This is a genomic window from Serratia sp. FGI94 (assembly GCF_000330865.1).
Taxonomy (GTDB): Bacteria; Pseudomonadota; Gammaproteobacteria; order Enterobacterales; family Enterobacteriaceae; genus Serratia_B; species Serratia_B rubidaea.
The window spans coordinates 1,944,584-1,968,395 of record NC_020064.1 but is presented as its reverse complement, the minus strand read 5'-3'; the positions used below and the strand labels follow the sequence as shown (position 1 = coordinate 1,968,395).

The following is a 23,812-nucleotide window of genomic DNA, read 5'->3' as shown; positions in this document are numbered from 1 at the left end:
GCCATGTTCAAACCGCACGTTACCGTCGCCAACGTGGTGCACGCCGCCGGCAAGTTTTTAATCGTCGAAGAGACCGTGAACCATAAGGCGCTGTGGAACCAGCCCGCCGGCCACCTGGAGGCCGACGAGACGCTGCTGCAGGCCGCCGAGCGCGAACTGTGGGAAGAGACCGGCATCCGCGCCGCGCCGCAGTCGTTCCTGAAGATGCATCAGTGGATCGCGCCGGACGGCACGCCGTTCCTGCGCTTTTGCTTCGTCGTCGAACTGCCGGAGATCGCGCCGACCGCGCCGCAGGACAGCGATATCGACCGCTGCCTGTGGCTCAGCGCCGACGAGATTCTGCACGCCCCCAACCTGCGCTCGCCGCTGGTGGCAGAGAGCCTGCGCTGCTACCGGCAGCCCGAGCGCTACCCGCTCTCGCTGATCGGCAGTTTTAACTGGCCGTACTGAAGCACAATAAGTGCCGTGCGCGCAGGCCGCCATCGTGGTAAAATCCTGCGCCTGTTTTTTTATCAGCACGGTTCGTGTTCAAGTTCGTGAGATCCCCATGTCAGACAACAGCCAGAAAAAAGTAATCGTCGGTATGTCCGGCGGCGTCGACTCTTCCGTTACCGCCTATCTGTTACAGCAACAGGGCTACCAGGTCGCTGGGCTGTTTATGAAGAACTGGGAAGAAGACGATGACGAAGAGTACTGCTCCGCAGCGACCGATCTGGCCGACGCCCAGGCGGTCTGCGACAAGCTCGGCATTGAGCTGCACACGGTCAACTTCGCGGCGGAATACTGGGACAACGTGTTCGAGCTGTTTTTAGAAGAGTACAAGGCCGGCCGCACGCCGAACCCGGACATCCTGTGCAATAAAGAGATCAAGTTTAAAGCCTTCCTGGAATTCGCCGCCGAAGATCTGGGCGCCGACTATATCGCCACCGGCCACTACGTGCGCCGCCAGGACGTTGACGGCAAAAGCCGCCTGCTGCGCGGCGTCGATGGCAACAAAGACCAGAGCTACTTCCTGTATACCCTGAGCCACGAGCAGGTAGCGCAGAGCCTGTTCCCGGTCGGCGAGCTGGAAAAGCCGGAGGTGCGCCGCATCGCCGAACAGCTGGAGCTGGTCACCGCCAAGAAAAAAGACTCCACCGGCATCTGCTTTATCGGCGAGCGCAAGTTCCGCGACTTCCTCGGCCGCTACCTGCCGGCGCAGCCCGGCCCGATTATGACCGTCGACGGTCAGACCATCGGCCAGCATCAGGGGCTGATGTACCACACGCTGGGCCAGCGTAAAGGGCTCGGCATCGGCGGCATGAAAGACAGCAGCGAAGATCCGTGGTACGTGGTCGACAAAGACGTCGCCAACAACGTGCTGATCGTCGCTCAGGGCCACGATCATCCGCGCCTGATGTCGGTCGGCCTGATCGCCCAGCAGCTGCATTGGGTTGACCGCCAGCCGCTGACCGCCCCGCTGCGCTGTACGGTGAAAACCCGCTACCGCCAGCAGGATCTGCCGTGCACCATCACCCCGATCGACGAGCAACGCATCGAAGTGCGCTTCGACGAGCCGGTAGCGGCGGTCACGCCGGGCCAGTCGGCGGTGTTCTACCAGGGCGAAATCTGCCTGGGCGGCGGTATCATCGAACAGCGCCTGCCGCTCACCGCGGAGTAATCGCCGGCCATCGCCCGGCGCGGACGCAATGCGCGCTGGGTTTGGCCCGCGTTTTATGGCATGATTTGCAACATTCACGATCATTATCGTTACCGGCGCGGGCAGAGGTTATTATTTTACCGCCACGCAGCCTGTCACCGTAAGCCATGTACCGTATACAGGAGTATTCGTGGCGAAGAATTATTATGACATCACGTTGGCCATGGCCGGAATCAGCCAGTCAGCGCGTTTGGTTCAGCAGTTGGCGCATGAAGGGCAATGCGACCGCGAAGCGTTGCACACCTCGCTCAGCAGCCTGTTGCAGATGAACCCCGCCTCCACGCTGGCGGTATTCGGCGGTGAAGAGCGTAATTTGAAAGTCGGCCTGGAAACGCTGATGGGCGTACTGAACGCCAACAATAAAGGCCCCGGCGCCGAACTGACCCGCTACACCATCAGCCTGATGGTGCTGGAGCGCAAGCTCAACGCCAACAAGCAGGCGATGAATACCCTCGGCGAACGCCTTGAACAGCTGGAACGCCAGCTGGCGCACTTCGAGCTGGAATCCGACACCATTATCAGCGCGCTGGCCGGCATCTATGTCGACGTGGTCAGCCCGCTGGGGCCGCGCATTCAGGTCACCGGTTCACCGGCCATTTTGCAAAACAGCCAGGTGCAGGCCAAGGTGCGCGCCACGCTGCTGGCCGGCATCCGCGCCGCCGTGCTGTGGCAACAGGTCGGCGGCAGCCGCCTGCAGTTAATGTTTTCCCGTAATCGTCTGTTCACGCAGGCGCAAAATATCGTTGCTCATTGTTAATTTTCCCAGGAGTTGCTACCGATGGAATTATCCTCACTGACCGCCGTTTCCCCCGTTGACGGACGCTACGGTGATAAAGTCAGCGCACTGCGCACCATTTTCAGCGAATTCGGCCTGCTGAAATTCCGCGTACAGGTTGAAGTACGTTGGCTGCAAAAACTGGCGGCCTGCGCAGAAATCAAGGAAGTTCCTGCTTTTGACGCCGACGCAAACGCTTTCCTCGACAAGATCGTGGCAGAATTCAGCGAAGAAGACGCCCGGCGCATCAAAACCATCGAGCGCACCACCAACCACGATGTGAAAGCGGTCGAATATTTTCTGAAAGAGAAAGTGGCGGCAGTACCGGCGCTGCACGCGGTGTCCGAATTTATCCACTTCGCCTGTACCTCCGAAGATATCAATAACCTGTCCCACGCGCTGATGCTGAGTACCGCCCGCCAGGACGTGGTGCTGCCTTACTGGCGTCAGACCATCGACGCCATCGCCAAACTGGCGCAGGAATACCGTGATATCCCGCTGCTGTCCCGCACCCACGGCCAGCCGGCCACGCCGTCTACCGTCGGTAAAGAGCTGGCCAACGTGGCGTACCGCATGGAGCGTCAGTACCGCCAGCTGGAGCGCGTCGAGATCCTCGGTAAAATCAACGGCGCCGTCGGCAACTACAACGCGCACATCGTCGCCTACCCGGAAGTGGACTGGCACCGCTTCAGCGAAGAGTTCGTCACCTCACTGGGCATTACCTGGAACCCGTACACCACCCAGATCGAACCGCACGACTATATCGCCGAACTGTTCGACTGCATCGCGCGCTTCAACACCATCCTGATCGACTTCGATCGCGATATCTGGGGCTACATCGCGCTGAACCACTTCAAGCAGAAGACCATCGCCGGCGAAATCGGCTCCTCCACCATGCCGCACAAGGTTAACCCGATTGACTTCGAAAACTCCGAAGGCAACCTGGGCCTGGCCAACGCCGTGCTGGGCCACCTGGCGAGCAAACTGCCGGTTTCCCGCTGGCAGCGCGACCTGACCGACTCCACCGTGCTGCGCAACCTGGGCGTGGGCATCGGCTATGCGCTGATCGCCTATCAGGCCACCCTGAAGGGCATCAGCAAGCTGGAAGTGAACCAGGCGCACCTGCTGGATGAACTGGACCACAACTGGGAAGTGCTGGCCGAGCCGATCCAGACCGTAATGCGCCGCTACGGCATTGAAAAGCCGTACGAGAAGCTGAAAGAGCTGACCCGCGGCAAACGCGTGGACGCCGCCGGCATGCAGGCGTTTATCGACGGCCTGGCGCTGCCGGAAGACGAGAAAACCCGTCTGAAGGCGATGACGCCGGCCAACTATATCGGCCGCGCCACCACCATGGTGGACGAGCTGAAATAATCCGCGCTGACGCGCAGCCAGGCGGCCTCCGGGCCGCCTTTTTTTATCCCCCCGCCCTCGCCCCCCGTTCCGTTTAAGTTTGGTTTAGCTTCACCCCGCCGTCGTTGAATCAACGTTTACCGGCCGCTGCCGATAATTAAGCCGTAATCCGCTCCCGCAATCCGGGAAAACCGTGCTTAATTGCGTGATACCTATATAATTTGGGTGATTGGAGCCGCACCCGCGCGAAAACAGGAGATTATCGATGCGAATACTGGTGGTTGAAGATAATGGTCTGCTGCGTCATCACCTTTCGGTGCAGATGCGCGAGATGGGGCATCAGGTCGACGCGGCGGAAGACAGCAAGGAAGCGGACTATTTCCTGCAGGAACACGCGCCGGATATCGCCATTGTCGATCTTGGCCTGCCGGGCGAGGACGGGCTGGCGCTGATCCGCCGCTGGCGCGCGCACCAGGTCAAACTGCCGATTCTGGTGCTGACCGCCCGCGAAAGCTGGCAGGACAAAGTGGCGGTGCTGGAAGCCGGCGCCGACGACTATGTCACTAAACCTTTCCACCTGGAAGAGGTGATCGCCCGTATGCAGGCCCTGATGCGCCGCAACAGCGGCCTCGCCTCGCAGGTGATCGTGCTGCCGCCCTTCCAGATCGATCTGTCGCGCCGCGAACTGTGCGTCAACGAGCAGCAGATCAAGCTGACGGCGTTTGAATACACCATCATCGAAACGCTGATCCGCAACGCCGGCAAGGTGGTGAGCAAAGATCTGCTGATGCTGCAGCTCTACCCCGACGCCGAACTGCGCGAAAGCCACACCATCGACGTGCTGATGGGCCGGCTGCGTAAAAAGCTCCAGGCTGAACACCCGCAGGAGGTGATCACCACGGTGCGCGGCCAGGGATACCGCTTCGACATTAAGTGAGAGTTATGTTCAACAGGGATAAAAAACCGTTCTCGCTGCGCGCCCGCTTTCTGATGGCGACCGCCGGCGTCATTCTGGCGCTGTCACTCTCCTATGGTCTGGTGGCGGTGGTCGGCTATATTGTCAGCTTCGACAAAACCGCCTTCCGCCTGCTGCGCAGCGAGAGCAATCTGTTTTTCAGCCTGGCCCAGTGGAAGGACCAAAAACTCACCATCGCCATTCCGCCGGATATCGATCTGAACTCCCCGACGCTGGTGTTTATCTATGATCAGCACGGTCACCTGCTGTGGAGCCAGCGCCAGATGCCCGAGCTGGAAAGGCTGATCGACAAAAAATGGCTGAAAGAGGCCGGATTTTACGAAATCGACACCGACACCCGCATCAGCAGCGAAGTGCTGGGCGATAACCCCAAGGCGCAGGATCAGCTGAAGGACTACGACGCCTCCGACCAAAATGCGTTAACCCACTCGGTGGCGGTCAATACCTATGCCGCCACCGCGCGCCTGCCGGCGCTGACCATTGTAGTGGTCGACTCCATTCCACAGGAGCTGCAGCGCTCGGACGTGGTGTGGGAGTGGTTCAGCTACGTGCTGCTGGCCAACCTGCTGCTGGTAGTGCCGCTGCTGTGGCTGGCCGCCTACTGGAGCCTGCGGCCGATCAAAACGCTGATCCATCAGGTCGGCGATCTGGAAAACGGCGAACGCGAGCAGCTGGATGAAAATCCCCCCAGCGAACTGCGCGGCCTGGTGCGCAACCTCAATATTCTGGTACGCAATGAGCGTCAGCGTTACACCAAGTACCGCACCACGCTGTCCGACCTGACCCACAGCCTGAAAACGCCGCTGGCGGTGCTGCAGACGACGCTGCGCTCGCTGCGTTCCGGCAAGCAGACCACTATCGAAGAGGCGGAGCCGATCATGCTGGAGCAGATCGGCCGCATCTCGCAGCAGATTGGCTATTACCTGCACCGCGCCAGCATCAACTCCGGGCAAACGGTGCTGACGCGCGAGATCCACTCGGTGCCGGCGCTGCTCGACAGCCTGAGCCTGGCGCTGAACAAGGTCTACCAGCGCAAGGGCGTGGTGATTACGCTGGATATTTCGCCGGAGGTCACCTTTATCGGCGAGAAAAACGACTTTATGGAAGTGATGGGCAACGTGCTGGAAAACGCCTGTAAATACTGCCTGGAGTTTGTCGAAATCACCACCAAGCACTCCGACGAACACCTGACCATCGTAGTGGACGATGACGGCCCCGGCATCCCGCAGAGCAAACGCTCGCTGATCTTCCAGCGCGGCCAGCGCGTCGACACCCTCAGCCCCGGTCAGGGGCTGGGCCTGTCGGTAGCGGCGGAAATTATCGAACAGTACGACGGGGAGATCGCCATCGCCGACAGCCCGCTCGGCGGCGCGCGCATGATGGTCACCTTTGCCCGCCAGTACGACGCACACGGCGAATAATGCCGCACACCGGCGCGCCACGCGCCGGATCTCTGCCGACAATGCTGCAGCTTCAGCGACGAAGAGTATATAATCCTCTACAGGCACACTCCTCTCCTGGAATACAACATGGATTATCAATTAGATCTGGACTGGCGCGATTTTCTGCAGCGTTATTGGCAAAAGCGTCCGGTGATTCTCAAGCGCGGCTTTAAAAACTTTATCGATCCGATCTCTCCGGACGAACTGGCCGGGCTGGCAATGGAAAATGAGGTAGACAGCCGAGTCGTCAGCCATCAGGACGGGCGCTGGCAGGTGGCGCACGGGCCTTTCGAAAGTTATGACCACCTGGGTGAAAACAACTGGTCGCTGCTGGTGCAGGCGGTGGACCACTGGCACGAGCCCTCCGGCGCGCTGATGCGCCCGTTCCGCCAGCTGCCGGACTGGCGCATGGACGATCTGATGATCTCCTTCTCGGTGCCGGGCGGCGGCGTAGGACCGCACCTCGACCAATACGACGTATTTATCATTCAGGGCACCGGCCGCCGCCGCTGGCGCGTCGGGGAAAAGGTGCCGATGAAGCAGCACTACCCGCATCCGGATCTGCTGCAGGTGGAGCCGTTCGACGCCATTATCGATGAAGAGATGGAGCCGGGCGATATTCTCTATATTCCGCCGGGCTTCCCGCATGAGGGCTACGCGCTGGAAAACGCGCTCAACTATTCGGTCGGTTTCCGCACGCCCAACGGCCGGGAGCTGATCAGCGGCTTCGCCGATTACGTACTGGCGCGCGAGCTGGGCAGCCAGCGCTATAGCGATCCCGATATTCAGCTGCGTGAGCATCCGGCCGAGGTGCTGCCGCAGGAGGTGGATGCGCTGCGGACGATGATGTTGGATCTGGTGCAGCAGCCGGAGCACTTCCAGCAGTGGTTCGGCGAGTTTATCTCGCAATCGCGCCACGAGCTGGACGTCGCGCCGCCGGAGCCGCCGTATCAGGCCGGTGAAATCTACGAACTGCTGCAACAGGGCGAAGCCCTGCAGCGTCTGGGCGGACTGCGTGTGCTGCGCGTCGGCGACCGCTGCTTCGTCAACGGGGAGCTGATTGATACCGAGCATCTGCAGGCCGCCGATGCCCTGTGCCAGCACTTCAGCGTCGATGCCGGGCTGCTGGGGGACGCCGTCGACGATCCGTCCTTCCTCGCCCTGCTGACCGCCCTGATCAACAACGGCTACTGGTATTTTAACGACTGACGCCGCCGCTACGATGCGTTATCAGCCCCCGCTTGCCGGGGGCTTTTTTTCGCCGCTGGCTAGCCCAGCACGGCGGTAAACGCATGAATATCAAAATTCATCGCCACCTTCTCCGCCGGCTCAATATCCCGTACCGCGGCGCGAAACCATTCGATATACGCCGGCCCGCCCTCTTCCTCGATATAGCGCGTCACGTAGCTGGTGGATAAAAAGAACAGCGCTACCTCTTCCGGCGTCAGGAAAATGATATTGGCGAACACCTCGCGCCGCGCCTGTTGCAGATGGCTGCAGCCCTGCATAATTTCCAGCGTGTCATCGTACTGCGTCAGCCGGGGGTCGCGGTGGCGCGCCCATTTGGTTACCAGCTCCCGCTCGATAAAATCGCGCAGTGGCCCGTACGCCAGCGGAAAGTCATACTTGTAGGCGCAGAACAGCCCGCCGGGGTTCAGCCATACCGGCAGTTTCATCAGCACCGCCTTGCGGTCCATCCAATAAAACGACGTGGCGCTGGTGACAACGTCAAAACGGCGCGCCGGCGCGAAGTCTTCCGCGCCGCTGACGCTGAAGGTCAGCGCCGGATAGTTCTGCCGCGCCTTCTCGATCAGCGCCGCGCCGATATCACAGCCTGCCACCTGCTGAAACAGTCCCTGCAGACGCACGGTGGAGACGCCGTTGCCGCAACCGATATCCAGCGCGGCGTTACGCCCCGGCGCTCTGGCCGCCAGCGACGCATACAGCGCATCGGGATAGCTAATTTTGCTGCGCACCGCGTTATACGCCTGCGCATGCGTATTAAACTGCTGCATTTCGTTCCCTCAATATTTTGAATAGCCGACGTCGGCCGTATTACGCGGATGCGGCCCGCGCCAGCGCGCGATAGCCTTCAAGCTCGGCCGGCGGCATACCGGCCGCTTGCGCCGCGGCGCAAATCTGCTGCCAGGTATTGCCGTCAATCGGGATGCCGTCCTGCAGGCGCAGCGCACGGTTCATCTCTTCCCACTCTCCCGGCACCTGAATCGGCTCGTCGCCGCTTTCCGGCGAGGCCTTCACCCAGTCGACAAAGGCTTCGGCCTCGGCCTGCATCGCCGGCGCCTCAAAGGCGTCCGGGCTGAGGATAATGGTAGTCATGCCGTTGATGATCGCGTCGTTGGTCACCTGCAGCGTGTCGTCATGGGTAGTTTGTCCGCCGGAAAGCGCGCCGCCCAGGATTTCGCACAGCGTCGCCAGCGCATAGCCCTTATGGGCGCCGAACGGCAGCAGCGAACCAAACGGCGCTTCATGCATCACCTTCGGTTCGTTGGTCGGCCGTCCCTGCTCATCGATCAGATAGCCAGGCGCCACCGTCAGGCCTTTGTTGTACGCGACGCGCGTTTTGCCATAGGCAATGCCGCTGGTAGCAAAATCCAGCAGCAACGGCGCCTGGCCGGGACGAGGGAAAACAACGCAGAAAGGGTTGGTGCCAAAGCGGCGATCGCTGCCGCCAAACGGCGCCACCATCGGATCGCCCATCACGTTGACGAAGTGAATGGAAACCAGACCGGCGCGCGCGCACTGCTCCGCCCAGTGGCCAATGCGGCCGATATGGTGGGCGTTATGCAGCGCCACGGCGGCGATCCCCAGCTGGTGCGCGCGTTCAATGCCGCGCTCCATGGCCTCGCAGGCGACCACCTGGCCAAAACCTTTGCCGCCGTCCAGCGTCAGCACCGCTCCGGCATCCTTCACCACCCGGGCATGGGTATTCAGCTGCAGATGCCCCTGCGCCAGCGATGACATATAGCGCGGGATCATGCCGACGCCGTGCGAATCGTGCCCGGCCAGATTGGCCTGCACCAGGTGCTCTGCCACCAGCTCGGCCTCACGGGCAGAACTGCCGGTATGACGCCAGATAGCCTGAACAAACTGCCCCAACCGCTGGCTGTCGATACGATACTCAGAACTCATGCCGCGAATCTCCTTGTGCGTGAATGTCTTTCCACCCTAAGCACAAAAAGTCATTGCGGCAAGTTAGCAACTCACTCTTTAGCGCGCTCCGCCGTCAGGGTTGCGATACGCATGATCACCGCCACCGCCTGCTCCATGCCCTCCAGCGTAATAAACTCGTGTTTGCTGTGGAAATTGTAGCCGCCGGTAAACAGATTAGGACACGGCAGCCCCTTGAAAGAGAGCTGTGCGCCGTCGGTGCCGCCGCGGATCGGCTTGAGCACCGGTTCAATCCCGCAGTCGCGCATTGCCCGCTGCGCCAGCTCAACCACGTGCGGATATTCGGCCACCTGCTCGCGCATATTGTAGTAGCTGTCCTCAATGGTGACGTCGATGCGACACTCACGCGGCAGCCCTTGGCCCACGTGCTCCGCCGCCGCCATCAGCTTACGTTTGCGGGCGGCAAAGCCGTCGCGTTCAAAGTCGCGCAGGATATAGTGCATCTCGGCGCGGTCGACCTGCCCCTTGATGCTGCTCAGATGATAGAACCCCTGATAATCCGCGGTGTTTTCCGGCGTTTCCTCCGCCGGCAGGCATTGGTGGAAACGGGTCGCCAGCGTCAGTGCGTTGACCATCACGCCCTTGGCGCTGCCGGGATGCGCATTGTTGCCGACGATTTTCACCACCGCTGAGGCGGCGTTGAAGTTCTCGCACTCCAGCTCTCCCACGCCGCCGCCGTCAATGGTATAGGCCCAGGCGGCGTTAAAGCTTTCGACGTCAAAATAACGGGCGCCTTTGCCGACCTCTTCATCCGGCGTAAAGGCGATGCGGATATCACCGTGCGGAATGTGCTGCTGCCGCAGACGCACCATGGCGGTAATGATTTCGGCAATGCCGGCCTTATCGTCCGCGCCAAGCAGCGTTTTGCCATCGGTAGTGATCAGCGTCTGGCCCAACAGCTGGTGCAGCACCGGGAAACGCACCGGCGACAGCACCTCATCGCCGATACCCAGCGCGATATCGCCGCCGCGGTAATTTTCCACAATTTGCGGGTTCACCTGCTTGCCGCTGACGTCCGGCGAGGTATCAAGGTGGGAGATAAAGCCGATGGCAGGCACTGGCCAGGCGACGTTGGATGGCAGGGTCGCCGTGACGCAGCCCTGTTCACTCTGCATCACCTGCGCAAACCCCAGTTCCAGCAGCTCCTGCTGTAACGCGCGCGCCAGTTTCAGCTGCCCGTCCGTACTTGGCACATGTTTAACGTTCGCTTTGGATTGCGTATCAAAGGTGACGTAGTTAAAAAAACGATCGAGTAGTTTATCCATGATGGCGCCCTTCAAATTATCGCAAGTCATTATGCAAAAGCGCCTGGCGGAAAATATTGCGTCAGGTCATTTTTAACCAGAATTAGCGAGAATCATTACCGGTGCTAATAATTCATTGATTCCGCGAATGCGTTAAACTGTCGCATAGTGCGGCTATAATGGTAAAAATCAGCGCGTTGTCGGCGGTTCGGCTTTCAATTCACTGCCACAGCGTCTATCATGCGCCCTCTAAAAATTTCGAGCGGCGCCACTGGTTTTGAGCTTTTAGTACGGCGAGGTATTTCGCTAGCTCTCGCAGTCTTTTCCAGCGGCGGTTCTATCTGCAAGAGTTCACGGGATAGAGTGACACCATAAATGACTGAGACATCCTCTCTAAAGCCACTTGTTGAATTAAAAGCGTTAAGCAAAGGGTTCGACGGCAAAACTATCATCGGCGATCTTGAACTCACCATTAATAACGGCGAGTTTGTGACGATCCTCGGCCCCTCCGGCTGCGGCAAGACCACCGTATTGCGCCTGATCGCCGGCCTGGAAGATGCCGACAGCGGCCAGATCGTGCTCGACGGTCTGGATATTACCGACATTCCGGCCGAACACCGTCACGTCAATACCGTCTTCCAGAGCTACGCGCTGTTCCCGCATATGACGGTGTTTGACAACGTCGCCTTCGGCCTGCGGATGCAGAAAACGCCGGCGGCGGAGATTCCCCCCCGGGTGGAAGAGGCACTGCGCATGGTGCAGTTGGACGCCTTCGCCCAGCGGCGTCCCAGCCAGCTGTCCGGCGGCCAGCAACAGCGCGTCGCCATCGCCCGCGCGGTGGTGAACAAACCGAAAATTCTGCTGCTGGATGAGTCGCTGTCGGCGCTGGACTATAAACTGCGCAAGCAGATGCAGAACGAGCTGAAAGCGCTGCAGCGCAAGCTCGGCATCACCTTTGTGTTTGTCACCCACGATCAGGAAGAGGCGCTGACCATGTCCGACCGCATCGTGGTGATGCGTGAGGGCCGCATTGAGCAGGACGGCACGCCGCGCGAGATCTACGAAGAGCCGCGCAACCTGTTCGTCGCCAGCTTTATCGGCGAGATCAATATCTTCGATGCCACCGTGCTGCAGCGCATCGACGCACAGCGGGTGCGCGCCAACGTCGAAGGACGCGAATGCGATATCTACGCCAGTCTGCCGGTCAGCGCCGGCCAGCGCCTGAAAGTGCTGCTGCGGCCGGAGGATCTGCGCGTTGAAGAGATTAACGGCGCCGAACAGGTCGACGGCCTGATCGGCTACGTGCGCGAGCGTAACTACAAGGGAATGACGCTGGATTCGGTCGTTGAGCTGGAAAACGGCAAGATGGTGATGGTCAGCGAATTCTTCAACGAAGACGACCCGGACGTCGACCATTCGCTGAATCAGAAAATGGCGGTGACCTGGGTTGAAAGCTGGGAGGTGGTGCTGGCCGATGAAGACCTCGCGTAAACGGTTCCAGAATGTGGTGATTGCCGGGGTGGTGGCCTGGCTGGTGCTGTTCGTCTTTATGCCGAACCTGATGATCATCGGCACCAGCTTCCTGACCCGCGACGACGCCAACCTGATTCAGATGGTGTTCACGCTGGATAACTACACCCGGCTGTTCGATCCGCTGTACGCCGAAGTGCTGCTGCACTCGCTGAATATGGCGGTGATCGCCACCCTGTGCTGCCTGGCGATCGGCTATCCGTTCGCCTTTATTCTGGCGCGCCTGCCGCAGAAAGTGCGGCCGCTGCTGCTGTTTCTGCTGATTGTTCCCTTCTGGACCAACTCGCTGATCCGCATCTACGGCCTGAAGCTGTTTCTCAGCACCCGCGGCTACCTGAACGATTTCCTGCTGTGGCTGGGGGTGATCGACAAGCCGTTTCGCATCATGTACACCTCCGAGGCGGTGGTGCTGGGCCTGATCTATATTCTGCTGCCGTTTATGGTGATGCCGCTCTACTCCAGCATCGAGAAGCTGGATAAATCCTGCCTGGAGGCGGCGCGCGATCTCGGCGCCAGCAAGCTGCAGACCTTTATCCGCATCATCGTGCCGCTGACCATGCCGGGCATTATCGCCGGCTGCCTGCTGGTGATCCTGCCGGCGATGGGGCTGTTCTTCGTCGCGGACCTGATGGGCGGTGCGAAAAACCTGCTGATCGGCAACGTGATCAAGAGCCAGTTCCTGAATATTCGCGACTGGCCGTTCGGCGCCGCCACCAGCATCTGCCTGACGCTGGTAATGGGCCTGATGCTGCTGGTGTATTACCGCGCGGCGAAACTGCTGAACAAGAAGGTGGAGCTGGAATGATCGGACGCCTGCTACGCGGTGGTTTTATGACCATCATTTACGCCTATTTGTATATTCCGATCGTGATTCTGATCGTCAACTCGTTCAACGCGTCGCGCTTCGGCATTAACTGGCAGGGCTTTACGTTCGACTGGTACTCGACCCTGCTCAACAACGACAGCCTGCTGCAGGCGGCAGGCCACTCGCTGACCATGGCGGTGCTGTCGGCCACCTTCGCCACGGTTATCGGTTCGCTGACCGCGGTGGCGCTGTACCGCTACCGCTTCCGCGGCAAGCCGTTCGTCAGCGGCATGCTGTTTGTGGTGATGATGTCGCCGGATATCGTGATGGCGATCTCCCTGCTGGTGCTGTTTATGCTGCTGGGCATCTCGCTGGGCTTCTGGTCGCTGCTGTTTTCGCATATCACCTTCTGCCTGCCGTTTGTGGTGGTAACCGTCTACTCGCGGCTGAAAGGCTTCGACGTCAAGATGCTGGAAGCGGCGCGCGACCTCGGCGCCGGCGAGGTGACGATTCTGCGTAAAATCATCCTGCCGCTGGCGATGCCGGCGGTCGCCGCCGGTTGGCTGCTGAGCTTTACCCTGTCGATGGATGATGTGGTGGTGTCCTCGTTCGTCACCGGGCCAAGCTATGAGATCCTGCCGCTGAAGATCTACTCAATGGTCAAGGTCGGCGTCTCGCCGGAGGTGAACGCCCTGGCCACCATCCTGCTGCTGATGTCGCTGGTGCTGGTACTCGCCAGTCAGTGGGTAATGCGCGATCGCAATGTCAAATAATCAGGTGGGCACATTCATTTTGTGAATGTGCCCATTTTTATTCTGCTATCCTGTTTTTGGCTAAAAAACCGCTATTTGCCAAGAAGATAACTACCTTTACCCCACGTTGCACGCCGCCTATAATGGCCACTTTCTGGGGTATAGGGCCGCCGCGCCGCTATTCGGCCTATACTGTTAAACGCGATAACTGCTGAAGGATACGCTGCATGAAAAAGTGGTCACACCTGCTCGCAGCCGGGATGATGGCACTGAGCATCGGCTCTGCAACCGCCGCCGATGACGGCAAAACCCTCTATTTCTATAACTGGACTGAATATGTGCCGCCAGGCCTGCTCGATCAGTTCACCAAAGAAACCGGGATTAAGGTGATCTATTCCACCTATGAATCCAATGAAAGCATGTACGCCAAACTGAAAACCTATAAAGACGGCGCGTACGACCTGGTGGTGCCTTCCACCTATTTCATCGCCAAGATGAGCAAGGAAGGCATGCTGCAGAAGATCGACAAAAGCAAGCTCAGCAACTTTAAGGATCTCGATCCCAACCTGCTGAACAAGCCGTTCGATCCGAATAACGACTACTCGATCCCCTATATCTGGGGCGCCACCGCCATCGGCGTCAACAGCGACGAAATCGATCCGAAAACCATCACCTCATGGGCCGACCTGTGGAAGCCGGAATACAAAAGCAGCCTGCTGCTGACCGACGACGCGCGTGAAGTGTTCCAGATGGCGCTGCGTAAACTGGGCTATTCCGGCAATACCACCAATCCGCAGGAGATTGAGGCCGCCTATAACGAGCTGAAAAAGCTGATGCCGAACGTGCTGGCCTTTAACTCCGACAACCCGGGCAACCCGTTTATGGAAGGGGAAGTCAATCTGGGGATGGTGTGGAACGGTTCAGCCTTTGTCGCCCGTCAGGCCGGCACGCCGCTGGAGATCGTCTGGCCGAAAGAAGGCGGCATTTTCTGGATGGACAGCCTGGCGATCCCGGCGAACGCCAAGAACGTCGACGGCGCGCTGAAGCTGATTAACTTCCTGCTGCGACCGGAAATTGCGGTGCAGGTGGCGAAAACCATCGGCTACCCAACGCCGAACCTGGAGGCGAAAAAGCTGCTGCCGCCGGAGATCGCCAACGACAAATCCCTGTATCCGGACGAAGCGGTGATCAAAAACGGCGAATGGCAGAACGATGTCGGCGACGCCAGCACGCTGTACGAAACCCAGTTCCAGAAGCTGAAGGCCGGCCGTTAACGCCAGCCTCACTCCTGTCAGGCCGGGCGCTCCGCCCGGCCCTGTTCTTTTTCCCCACCCAGCGACAACAACCCCTACGGGGTTACGGCCGGTCGGCGCGTTCGATTTTCCCCATCAGGAACTTATGCACGAAGCGCGGCACCACTTCGCTGGCCGGGCCATAGTGCTTCTCGGCAAACTGGCTTTCCACCTGGCTCGGCTCCAGGTTCAGCTCCATGGTGTGCGCGCCGCCCAGCCGCGCCTCGTGTACAAACCCGGCCGCCGGATACACATGGCCGGAGGTGCCGATAGCGACGAAGAAGTCCGCACTTTCCAGCGCCTGATAGATATCGTCCATGCCGATCGGCATTTCGCCGAACCACACCACATGCGGACGCAGCGGCGCCGGGAACTGGCAGCAGTGGCAACGGTCATCGACGTTCAGATCGCCGGGCCAGTCAACCACCTGGCCGGACTGCGTACAGCGCGCCTTCAGCAGTTCGCCATGCATATGCACCACCCGGCGGTTGCCGGCGCGTTCGTGCAGGTTGTCGATATTTTGCGTAATCAGCAGGAAATTGTCCCCCAGCCACTCTTCCAGACTGGCCAGCGCGCGGTGCGCGGCGTTCGGCGCGATATCATCCTGCTGCAGCTGGCGGCGGCGCGCATTGTAAAACGCCTGCACCAGCTCCGGATCGCGCTGGAAGCCTTCCGGCGTCGCCACGTCCTCCACCTTATGCTCTTCCCACAGGCCGTCCGCCGCACGGAAGGTGCGAATGCCGGACTCCGCAGAAATGCCGGCGCCGGTCAACACCACCACAAACGGCTTTTTCAACTCCGCCGCCGCCATGGTATCGCGGTGAAAAATCCGCGAACGGAAACGTTGGTGCAACACATGTTTGCTCTTGCGAAACTGACACAGCCGATGGCGCGTACGCATAACTACTCCTTATTCAATTATCCACCAGGTTGAGGAACGCCGCCCCGCGTACGCCGCCGGCATCGCCATAGCGTGCCGGCTCGATCCTTGGCATCTTCGCCACGCGCAACAGGCTGCGCGGCAGACGCGACGGCAGCGCCTGATAGATCGCTGCAAAATTCGAAAGTCCCCCGCCAATCACCACCAGATGCGGATCGATGACGGTCAGTAAATTGCCCAGGCAAATCGCCAGCAGATCGAGAAAACGCTCAACGTGAGCCTGCGCCTGCGGCTCACCGGCCTGATAATGCGCAATAATTTGCGGTGCAGACAAGCGCTGCTGATAAAAATGCGCGTACAGCCACTCAAATCCGCGGCCTGATATGTAATTTTCAATGCAACCATGGTGGCCGCAGCCGCAGGCAACGCGAGGTATGTCACGCCCCAGCACCTCCAGCGCGTCGACCGGCAGCCGCAGGTGGCCGAATTCGCCGGCAATATGATTACGGCCCGACACCACCTTACCGTCGACGATCAGGCCGCCGCCGACGCCGGTGCCGAGAATCAGCCCAAACACCACCGGATAGCGGCGGAACTCCTCGTCCCAGGCCTCCGACAGCGCGAAGCAGTTGGCGTCGTTTTCCACCCGCACTTCCCGGCCGATCAGCGCCGCCAGATCGCGCGGCAGCGGCTGCCCCATCGCCGCCGGCACGTTGGCGGTAAACAGCGTGCCGTCATCATCGTTCGGCAGGCCGGGGATACCGATGCCCACCTGTCCGGGCGCGCCGCAGACGGCGTCCGCCTCCAGCGTCATATCGCGCAGCGTCGCCAGCAACTGGCGATAGTCGTCCCGCGGGGTCGCCACCCGCTTTTGCCAGATACGCTGCAGCTTGGCGTCAAACACGCCCAGCTCAATTTTGCTGCCGCCCATATCAAAACCGTAGAACATCCGTTACCTCACGCAAAAAAATGGGGCTGCATCACTGCGCCCCATTTTTAATCCGGTCACTGACCGCTTAGCACCCGCGCCGGATCGATACGGCTGGCGCGGCGCGCCGGGTACCAGCTGGCCAGCAGGCTGAGTACGATGGCGGTCGCCAGGACGATCAGTACGTCCAGCCAGTGCAACTCCGACGGTAAAAAGTCGATAAAGTAAATATCGCCGGACAAAAACGAATGTCCGACCATTTTTTCAATCAGCTTGATGATATTCGTCAGCTGCAGCGAGGCAAACACGCCGGCCACCACGCCGCTCAGGCTGCCCACCAGCCCCGCCAGCAGGCCGTACCAGACGAATATCGCCCGGATAAAGCCGTCTTTGGCCCCCAGCGTACGCAGCACGGCGATATCGCCGCTCTTGTCCTTCACCGCCATCACCAGCGTGGAGACGATGTTAAAGCAGGCCACGCCGATCACCAGCACCATCGCCAGATACATAATGGCGCGGATCATCTGAATATCGCGGTACATATAGCCGTACTTGCCGATCCAGCTCTTGATATAGACGTAGGCGTTGGTCACCTCGCCGGCGTCGCGCACCAGCTTATTGGCGGCGAACACGTCGTTCACCTTGATGGCGATACCGGTGACACTGTCACCCATGTCCAGATAGCGCTGCGCATCGGCCAGCGGCACCATCGCCAGGCTGTGATCCAGCTGGCCGCTGAGCTGCAAAATACCGCTGACGTGCAGGCGGATACGCTTCGGCTGCAGCAGTTTCATTTCCGGGTCGCTGTTGGGGATCATCACCGTGACAAAAGAGCCCTGCTTAACGCCGAGCGCATCGGCGACGCCTTTGCCCAGAATCACCTGCTGTTCGCCGCCCTTGAAGTTGGCCCAGGCGTCGCCCTGCACATACTTCGGCAGCGCGCTGAGATCCGCTTCCTGCGCCGGGTCAACCCCCTTCAGCTGCACCGCGCGCAGCTGCGCGCCGTTTTCCATCAGGCCGGTGAAATTGATGTACGGCGCGGCGGCCAGAATGCCCGGCACCTTCTCCACCCGCTGCATCATCGCCGGCCAGCCGTTAAACGGCTGATTGACCGGCTCGATTTCCCCGTGCGGCACCACCGACAACACGCGGTTTTGCAGCTCACGCTCAAAACCGTTCATCGCGCTCAGGCCGACGATCAGCACCGCCACCCCCAGCGCAATGCCGATGGTGGAGATCACCGAAATCAGCGACACCATGCCGCCGCGCCGCCGACCGCGGCTGAAACGCAGCGCCGTCAGCAGTGAGAGAGGCAATGCACGCATTACTCGGCCCCCAGCAGCGTCAGCTGCGCCTGCAGATGGCCGTCGCGCATTTCCAGCTGACGGTTAAGGCGTTTGGCCAGCTGCAGATCGTGGGTCACCACCAAAAACGCGGTGCCCTGACGCACGTTCAGCTCGCCCAGCAGATCAAAGATGCTGTCGGCGGTGCGCTGGTCCAGGTTGCCGGTCGGTTCATCCGCCAGCACCAGCGACGGATTGTTCACCAGCGCACGGGCGATCGCCACCCGCTGGCGTTCGCCGCCGGACAGTTCGGCAGGACGGTGTTTGCTGCGCTTATCCAGCCCGACCGCCGCCAGCATCTCCAGCGCCTTCTCCTGCGCCTGCGCCGGCTTGACGCCGCCGATCAGCAGCGGCATCGCGGCATTTTCCAATGCGGTAAAATCCGGCAGCAGATGGTGAAACTGGTAGATAAAGCCCAGCTCGCGGTTACGCAGCTCCGCCTTGGCGGCGGACGACAGCGCGTTCATCGCCTGCCCTTTAAACACCACGCTACCGGAGGTTGGTGAGTCCAGCCCGCCCAGCAGGTGCAACAGGGTGCTTTTCCCCGAGCCCGAGCTGCCGACAATCGCCATCATCTCGCCGGGCTGCATGGCAAAGCTGACATTACGCAGCACGTCGGTATGCAGATTGCCTTCCTGATAGGTCTTGCACAGGTTGTCACACTGCAACAATGGATGGTTACTCATAACGTAAAGCCTCAGCGGGTTGAACGGCGGCGGCGCGCCATGAAGGATACAGCGTGGACAGCAGTGAAACCGCCATCGCCGCGACGGCGATGATCGTCACCTGCAGCGGATCCACCGCCACCGGCAGCGATGCGCCGTCAATCAGCGCGCCAAGCGCCGGCATAATGGTGTTCAGGTTCAGCGCCAGCAACACACCCAGCAGCGTGCCAAGCAGTGCGCCGATGATCCCGGCGCTGGCGCCCTGGGTCATAAACACCGCCATGATCTGGCGGCGCGTCAGCCCCTGGGTTTGCAGGATGGCCACTTCGCCCTGCTTTTCCATCACCAGCAGGCCGAGAGAGGTAATGATATTAAAGGCGGCGACCGCCACGATCAGGCTCAGCAACAGCCCCATCATGTTCTTTTCCATACGCACCGCCTGGAACAGCTCGCCTTTGCGATCGCGCCAGTCTTTCCAGCTCGCGCCCTGCGGCAGCGCCTGCCGGCTCAGGCTGTCGACCTCCAGCGGCTGCTGCAGGAACAGGCGCCAGCCGGTGATGTTGCCCGCCGGATAGCGCATCACGCGCGAGGCGTCCTGCTGGTTGACCAGCAGCTGGTATTCGTCCACATCGCTATTGGCGTGGAAGGTGCCGGCCACGGTAAACACGCGCTGGCTGGGGATGCGTCCCATCGGGGTAAACTGGCTGGCGCTCGGCACCATCAGGCGCAGTTTGTCGCCGCGTTTGACGCCCAGCTTGCCGGCCAGCACTTCGCCCAGAATCACGCGGTACGCGCCCGGCTGCAGCGCCTGCTGTTTGATATTGACCAGAAACGGCGTCAGCGGATCGGCTCCATCCGGGTTGACGCCAAGCATCACCCCGACCGCCACGTTGCGCGGGCTTTGCAGCACCACGTCGCCGGTAGTCAGCGGCGCCACGCGGGTGACGCCCTGCAGCCCCTGCACCGCAGAGGCCGGTAGCCGTTGAGGATTGACCGACCCGCTCGGGGTGGTGACCAGCGCTTGCGGCATCAGACCCAGAATGTTGTTTTCCAGGTCTCGTTCAAAGCCGTTCATCACCGACAACACGGTGACCAGCGCCATCACCCCCAGCGTAATGCCGATAGTGGAAAGCCAGGAGACAAACCGGCCAAAGCGGTCTGAAGCCCGCCCGCGCATGTAGCGCAGGCCAATGAATAACGCGACAGGTTGATACATGAAATCCGTTTTGTGGCCGTAGCTTAAGCAAAGTGATCATGGATAATAAAGGCTCCGCGCCGATTAGGGAACCGTTCGGCGGCTTTTATTCTGCCAACGCGGGCGCATGCGGGTTAATTAACCACCACTAAACCGATTTGCCTATGTCAGTTTGCCAGCCAGTGGGCTAGTATAAAGCAAACAAAAGCGCCGCCCGCCGACGCCGGATCACCATCACTTTACAGACCAAAAGATACCTGATGAGCATTGCCGATAACCGTAGTCGTTCCGCCGCACTCTCCTCCCGTTATGACCTGCCGAGCCGCGCAGGGGATTTACGCCAGCTGGGTCAGCTGACCGGTGCGGCCTGCGCCGTTGAGTGCGCCGAGATCGCCGAACGCCACGACGGGCCGATTATGCTGATCGCGCCGGATATGCAAAACGCCCTGCGACTGCGCGATGAGATCCAACAGTTTACCGACCAGATGGTCACTACGCTGTCGGACTGGGAAACGCTGCCTTACGACAGCTTCTCGCCGCATCAGGAGATTATCTCCGCCCGCCTCTCCAGCCTGTACCATCTGCCGACCATGGCGCGCGGCATCATTATTCTGCCGGTCAACACGCTGATGCAGCGCGTCTGCCCGCATGAGTTCCTGCACGGCCATGCGCTGGTGATGAATAAGGGCCAACGACTGTCGCGCGACAAACTGCGCGCCCAGTTGGAGCAGGCCGGCTACCGCAGCGTCGATCAGGTGATGGAGCACGGCGAGTTCGCCACCCGCGGCGCCCTGCTCGATCTCTACCCGATGGGCAGCGACGAGCCCTACCGCATCGATTTCTTTGATGATGAAATCGACAGCCTGCGCATTTTCGACGTCGACAGCCAGCGCACGCTGAGCGAAGTCGAGTCGATCAACCTGCTGCCGGCGCACGAATTCCCGACCGACAAAAACGCCATTGAGCTGTTCCGCAGCCAGTGGCGTGAACAGTTTGAAGTGCGCCGCGACGCCGAACATATTTACCAACAGGTCAGTAAAAGCAGCTGGCCCGCCGGCATCGAATACTGGCAGCCGCTGTTTTTCAGCCAGCCGCTGCCGTCGCTGTTCAGCTATCTGCCGGCCAACACCCTGCTGGTCAATACCGGCCATCTGGAAAACGCCGCCGAGCGCTTCTGGCAGGATGTCAATCAGCGCTACGAGAGCCGCCGCGTCGATCCGATGCGCCCGCTGCTGGCGCCGGATACCCTGTGGCTGCGCGTCGACGCGCTGTTCGCCGAGCTGAAAGCCTGGCCGCGCGTGGCGCTGAGTACCGAAGAGCTGCCGGCCAAAGCGGGCAATACCAATCTCGCCTACCGTGGCCTGCCTGAGCTGGCGGTACAGGCGCAGCAAAAGGCGCCGCTGGATAACCTGCGCCGCTTTATCGAAGGCTTTGACGGCAGCGTGATCTTCTCGGTGGAGAGTGAAGGCCGGCGCGAAACGCTGCAGGACCTGCTCGGCCGCATCAAGCTGGGCACCAGCCTGATTCAGCGGCTGGACCAGGCCGAAGCCGGCGGCCATTATATGATGGTCGGCGCCGCCGAACGTGGTTTCCTCGACGCGCCGCGCCAGCGGGCGCTGATTTGCGAAAGCGACCTGCTGGGTGAGCGCGTCAGCCGCCGCCGGCAGGACAACCGCCGCACCATCAATACCGACACCCTGATCCGCAACCTGGCGGAGCTGCATCCCGGCCAGCCGGTGGTGCACCTGGAGCACGGCGTCGGCCGCTACGTCGGCCTGACCACGCTGGAGGCCGGCGGCATCAAGGCGGAGTATCTGATTCTGTCCTATGCCGGCGAAGACAAGCTGTACGTGCCGGTCTCCTCACTGCATCTTATCAGCCGCTATGCCGGCGGCGCCGATGAAAACGCCCCGTTGCACAAGCTCGGCGGCGACGCCTGGTCGCGGGCGCGGCAAAAAGCGGCGGAGAAGGTGCGCGACGTCGCCGCCGAACTGCTGGATATCTACGCGCAGCGCGCGGCCAAGGCCGGCTTCGCCTTTAAACACGATCGCGAACAGTATCAGCTGTTCTGCCAGTCCTTCCCGTTTGAGACCACTCCCGACCAGGAGCAGGCGATCAATGCGGTGCTGAGCGATATGTGCCAGCCGCTGGCGATGGATCGTCTGGTGTGCGGCGACGTGGGCTTCGGCAAAACCGAGGTGGCGATGCGCGCCGCCTTCCTGGCGGTGGAAAACGGCAAGCAGGTGGCGGTGCTGGTGCCGACCACCCTGCTGGCGCAGCAGCACTTCGACAACTTCCGCGATCGCTTCGCCACCTGGCCGATCCGCATTGAGATGATGTCGCGCTTCCGCAGCGCCAAAGAGCAGCAGCAGGTGCTGGACGACGCGGCGGACGGCAAGGTCGACATCGTGATCGGCACCCATAAGCTGCTGCAGAGCGATCTGCGCTGGAAAGATCTGGGGCTGTTGATCGTCGACGAAGAGCACCGCTTCGGCGTGCGCCACAAAGAGCGCATCAAGGCGATGCGCGCCGATGTGGATATCCTGACGCTGACCGCGACGCCGATTCCGCGCACGCTGAATATGGCCATGAGCGGCATGCGCGATCTGTCGATTATCGCCACCCCGCCGGCGCGCCGTCTGGCGGTAAAAACCTTTGTGCGCGAATACGACAGCCTGGTGGTGCGCGAAGCCATCCTGCGTGAGACGCTGCGCGGCGGCCAGGTCTACTACCTGTATAACGACGTGGAAAACATCGAAAAAGCGGCCGAGCGGCTGGCGGAGCTGGTGCCGGAGGCGCGCATCGCCATCGGTCACGGCCAGATGCGCGAGCGCGATCTGGAGCGGGTGATGAACGATTTCCACCACCAGCGCTTCAACGTGCTGGTCTGCACCACCATTATCGAAACCGGCATCGATATCCCCAGCGCCAACACCATCATTATCGAACGGGCCGACCGTTTCGGTCTGGCGCAGCTGCACCAGCTGCGCGGCCGCGTCGGCCGTTCACACCATCAGGCTTACGCCTACCTGCTGACGCCGAATCCGAAAGCGATGAGCAGCGATGCCCACAAGCGTCTGGAGGCGATCGCCACGCTGGAGGATCTGGGCGCCGGTTTCGCCCTGGCGACGCACGATCTGGAGATCCGCGGCGCCGGCGAACTGCTGGGGGAAGACCAGAGCGGGCAGATGACCACCATCGGCTTCTCGCTGTATATGGAGCTGCTGGAAAGCGCGGTGGATGCGCTGAAACAGGGGCGCGAACCGTCGCTGGAAGATCTGACCAGCAGCCAGACCGAGGTGGAGCTGCGCATGCCGGCGCTGCTGCCGGATGACTTTATCCCGGACGTCAACACCCGGCTGTCGCTGTACAAACGCATCGCCAGCGCCAAACACGAAGGCGAACTGGAAGAGCTGAAGGTGGAGCTGATCGACCGCTTCGGCAAACTACCGGACGCCACCCGCAACCTGCTGCACAGCGCCGCGCTGCGTCAGCATGCGCAGACGCTGGGCATCAAGCGGATTGAGGTTAACGAGCGCGGCGGCTTTGTCGAGTTCGGCGAGAAGAACTGCGTCGATCCGGGTTACCTGATCGGCCTGCTGCAGAGCCAGCCGCAGATCTACCGGCTGGACGGCCCCACCAAGCTGAAGTTTACGCTCGACCTCAGCGACCGGGCAAAACGGCTGAAGTTTATTGAGGATCTGCTGAGCGCCTGCCGTGAACATACGCTGGCCTAGCGCCATC

General features: G+C 60.8%; 20 protein-coding genes. 12 read left to right on the top strand and 8 right to left on the bottom strand.

Going from position 1 to position 23,812, the window contains the following annotated elements; all coding sequences use genetic code 11:
• Window positions 1-3 precede the first annotated feature (3 nt).
• The 7 genes from D781_RS08965 to D781_RS08935 all read left to right on the top strand — a co-directional run bounded on the left by D781_RS08965 (window position 4) and on the right by D781_RS08935 (window position 7,454).
• Complete coding sequence (locus D781_RS08965; RefSeq protein ID WP_015671995.1) at window positions 4-450, top strand: NUDIX hydrolase; 447 nt, start codon at window positions 4-6, stop codon at window positions 448-450.
• Between the two features lie 97 nt (window positions 451-547).
• Window positions 548-1,660 carry a tRNA 2-thiouridine(34) synthase MnmA gene (gene mnmA, locus D781_RS08960; protein WP_015671994.1) on the top strand — a complete coding sequence of 371 codons (1,113 nt, stop codon included), beginning with the start codon at window positions 548-550 and terminating at the stop codon, window positions 1,658-1,660.
• A gap of 169 nt (window positions 1,661-1,829) precedes the next feature.
• Window positions 1,830-2,456 (top strand): high frequency lysogenization protein HflD, encoded by a 627-nt coding sequence (gene hflD, locus D781_RS08955; RefSeq protein ID WP_015671993.1) that lies wholly within the window; start codon window positions 1,830-1,832, stop codon window positions 2,454-2,456.
• A gap of 21 nt (window positions 2,457-2,477) precedes the next feature.
• Window positions 2,478-3,848, top strand: a complete 1,371-nt coding sequence (gene purB, locus D781_RS08950; RefSeq protein WP_015671992.1) for an adenylosuccinate lyase — start codon at window positions 2,478-2,480, stop codon at window positions 3,846-3,848.
• Window positions 3,849-4,092: 244 nt separating this feature from the next.
• Window positions 4,093-4,764, top strand: coding sequence for a two-component system response regulator PhoP (gene phoP / locus D781_RS08945; protein ID WP_015671991.1), 672 nt, complete (start codon window positions 4,093-4,095; stop codon window positions 4,762-4,764).
• A gap of 5 nt (window positions 4,765-4,769) precedes the next feature.
• Entirely contained in the window at window positions 4,770-6,224 is a 1,455-nt protein-coding gene (gene phoQ, locus D781_RS08940; protein ID WP_015671990.1) for a two-component system sensor histidine kinase PhoQ, read from the top strand.
• A 108-nt stretch (window positions 6,225-6,332) separates the two neighbouring features.
• Window positions 6,333-7,454, top strand: coding sequence for a cupin domain-containing protein (locus D781_RS08935; RefSeq protein ID WP_015671989.1), 1,122 nt, complete (start codon window positions 6,333-6,335; stop codon window positions 7,452-7,454).
• A gap of 59 nt (window positions 7,455-7,513) precedes the next feature.
• On the opposite strand, the gene D781_RS08930 is transcribed toward D781_RS08935, so the two are convergent.
• The 3 genes from D781_RS08930 to pepT form a co-directional block, all read right to left on the bottom strand.
• Window positions 7,514-8,260: a class I SAM-dependent methyltransferase gene (locus D781_RS08930; protein ID WP_015671988.1), complete on the bottom strand. Its 747-nt coding sequence runs from the start codon at window positions 8,258-8,260 to the stop codon at window positions 7,514-7,516.
• Window positions 8,261-8,300: 40 nt separating this feature from the next.
• Entirely contained in the window at window positions 8,301-9,395 is a 1,095-nt protein-coding gene (locus D781_RS08925) for a malate/lactate/ureidoglycolate dehydrogenase (RefSeq protein ID WP_015671987.1), read from the bottom strand.
• A gap of 71 nt (window positions 9,396-9,466) precedes the next feature.
• Complete coding sequence (gene pepT, locus D781_RS08920; protein ID WP_041412065.1) at window positions 9,467-10,699, bottom strand: peptidase T; 1,233 nt, start codon at window positions 10,697-10,699, stop codon at window positions 9,467-9,469.
• Between the two features lie 354 nt (window positions 10,700-11,053).
• On the opposite strand from pepT, the gene potA reads away from it, so the two are divergent.
• The 4 genes from potA to potD all read left to right on the top strand — a co-directional run bounded on the left by potA (window position 11,054) and on the right by potD (window position 15,039).
• Window positions 11,054-12,169 carry a spermidine/putrescine ABC transporter ATP-binding protein PotA gene (gene potA / locus D781_RS08915; RefSeq protein WP_015671985.1) on the top strand — a complete coding sequence of 372 codons (1,116 nt, stop codon included), beginning with the start codon at window positions 11,054-11,056 and terminating at the stop codon, window positions 12,167-12,169.
• A complete protein-coding gene (gene potB / locus D781_RS08910) occupies window positions 12,153-13,013 on the top strand; it encodes a spermidine/putrescine ABC transporter permease PotB (protein WP_015671984.1) in 861 nt (286 codons plus the stop codon). Before potA ends, potB begins: the two co-directional genes overlap by 17 nt.
• Window positions 13,010-13,786, top strand: coding sequence for a spermidine/putrescine ABC transporter permease PotC (gene potC / locus D781_RS08905; RefSeq protein WP_015671983.1), 777 nt, complete (start codon window positions 13,010-13,012; stop codon window positions 13,784-13,786). Before potB ends, potC begins: the two co-directional genes overlap by 4 nt.
• A gap of 206 nt (window positions 13,787-13,992) precedes the next feature.
• Window positions 13,993-15,039: a spermidine/putrescine ABC transporter substrate-binding protein PotD gene (gene potD / locus D781_RS08900; RefSeq protein ID WP_015671982.1), complete on the top strand. Its 1,047-nt coding sequence runs from the start codon at window positions 13,993-13,995 to the stop codon at window positions 15,037-15,039.
• A gap of 82 nt (window positions 15,040-15,121) precedes the next feature.
• Here potD and cobB read toward each other — a convergent pair whose 3' ends face one another.
• The 5 genes from cobB to lolC are packed head-to-tail and all read right to left on the bottom strand — an operon-like array spanning window position 15,122 to window position 20,089.
• Complete coding sequence (gene cobB, locus D781_RS08895) at window positions 15,122-15,958, bottom strand: Sir2 family NAD+-dependent deacetylase (protein WP_015671981.1); 837 nt, start codon at window positions 15,956-15,958, stop codon at window positions 15,122-15,124.
• A gap of 13 nt (window positions 15,959-15,971) precedes the next feature.
• Window positions 15,972-16,886, bottom strand: coding sequence for an N-acetylglucosamine kinase (gene nagK / locus D781_RS08890; protein ID WP_015671980.1), 915 nt, complete (start codon window positions 16,884-16,886; stop codon window positions 15,972-15,974).
• Between the two features lie 56 nt (window positions 16,887-16,942).
• A complete protein-coding gene (gene lolE / locus D781_RS08885; RefSeq protein ID WP_015671979.1) occupies window positions 16,943-18,190 on the bottom strand; it encodes a lipoprotein-releasing ABC transporter permease subunit LolE in 1,248 nt (415 codons plus the stop codon).
• Window positions 18,190-18,894: a lipoprotein-releasing ABC transporter ATP-binding protein LolD gene (gene lolD, locus D781_RS08880; RefSeq protein WP_015671978.1), complete on the bottom strand. Its 705-nt coding sequence runs from the start codon at window positions 18,892-18,894 to the stop codon at window positions 18,190-18,192. Before lolD ends, lolE begins: the two co-directional genes overlap by 1 nt.
• Complete coding sequence (gene lolC / locus D781_RS08875; protein ID WP_015671977.1) at window positions 18,887-20,089, bottom strand: lipoprotein-releasing ABC transporter permease subunit LolC; 1,203 nt, start codon at window positions 20,087-20,089, stop codon at window positions 18,887-18,889. The genes lolD and lolC overlap by 8 nt, the downstream gene beginning before the upstream one ends.
• 239 nt (window positions 20,090-20,328) lie before the next feature.
• Here lolC and mfd point away from each other — a divergent pair, with 239 nt between their 5' ends.
• On the top strand, window positions 20,329-23,805 hold the full coding sequence (gene mfd, locus D781_RS08870) for a transcription-repair coupling factor (RefSeq protein ID WP_015671976.1): 3,477 nt from the start codon (window positions 20,329-20,331) through the stop codon (window positions 23,803-23,805).
• Window positions 23,806-23,812: the final 7 nt, after the last annotated feature.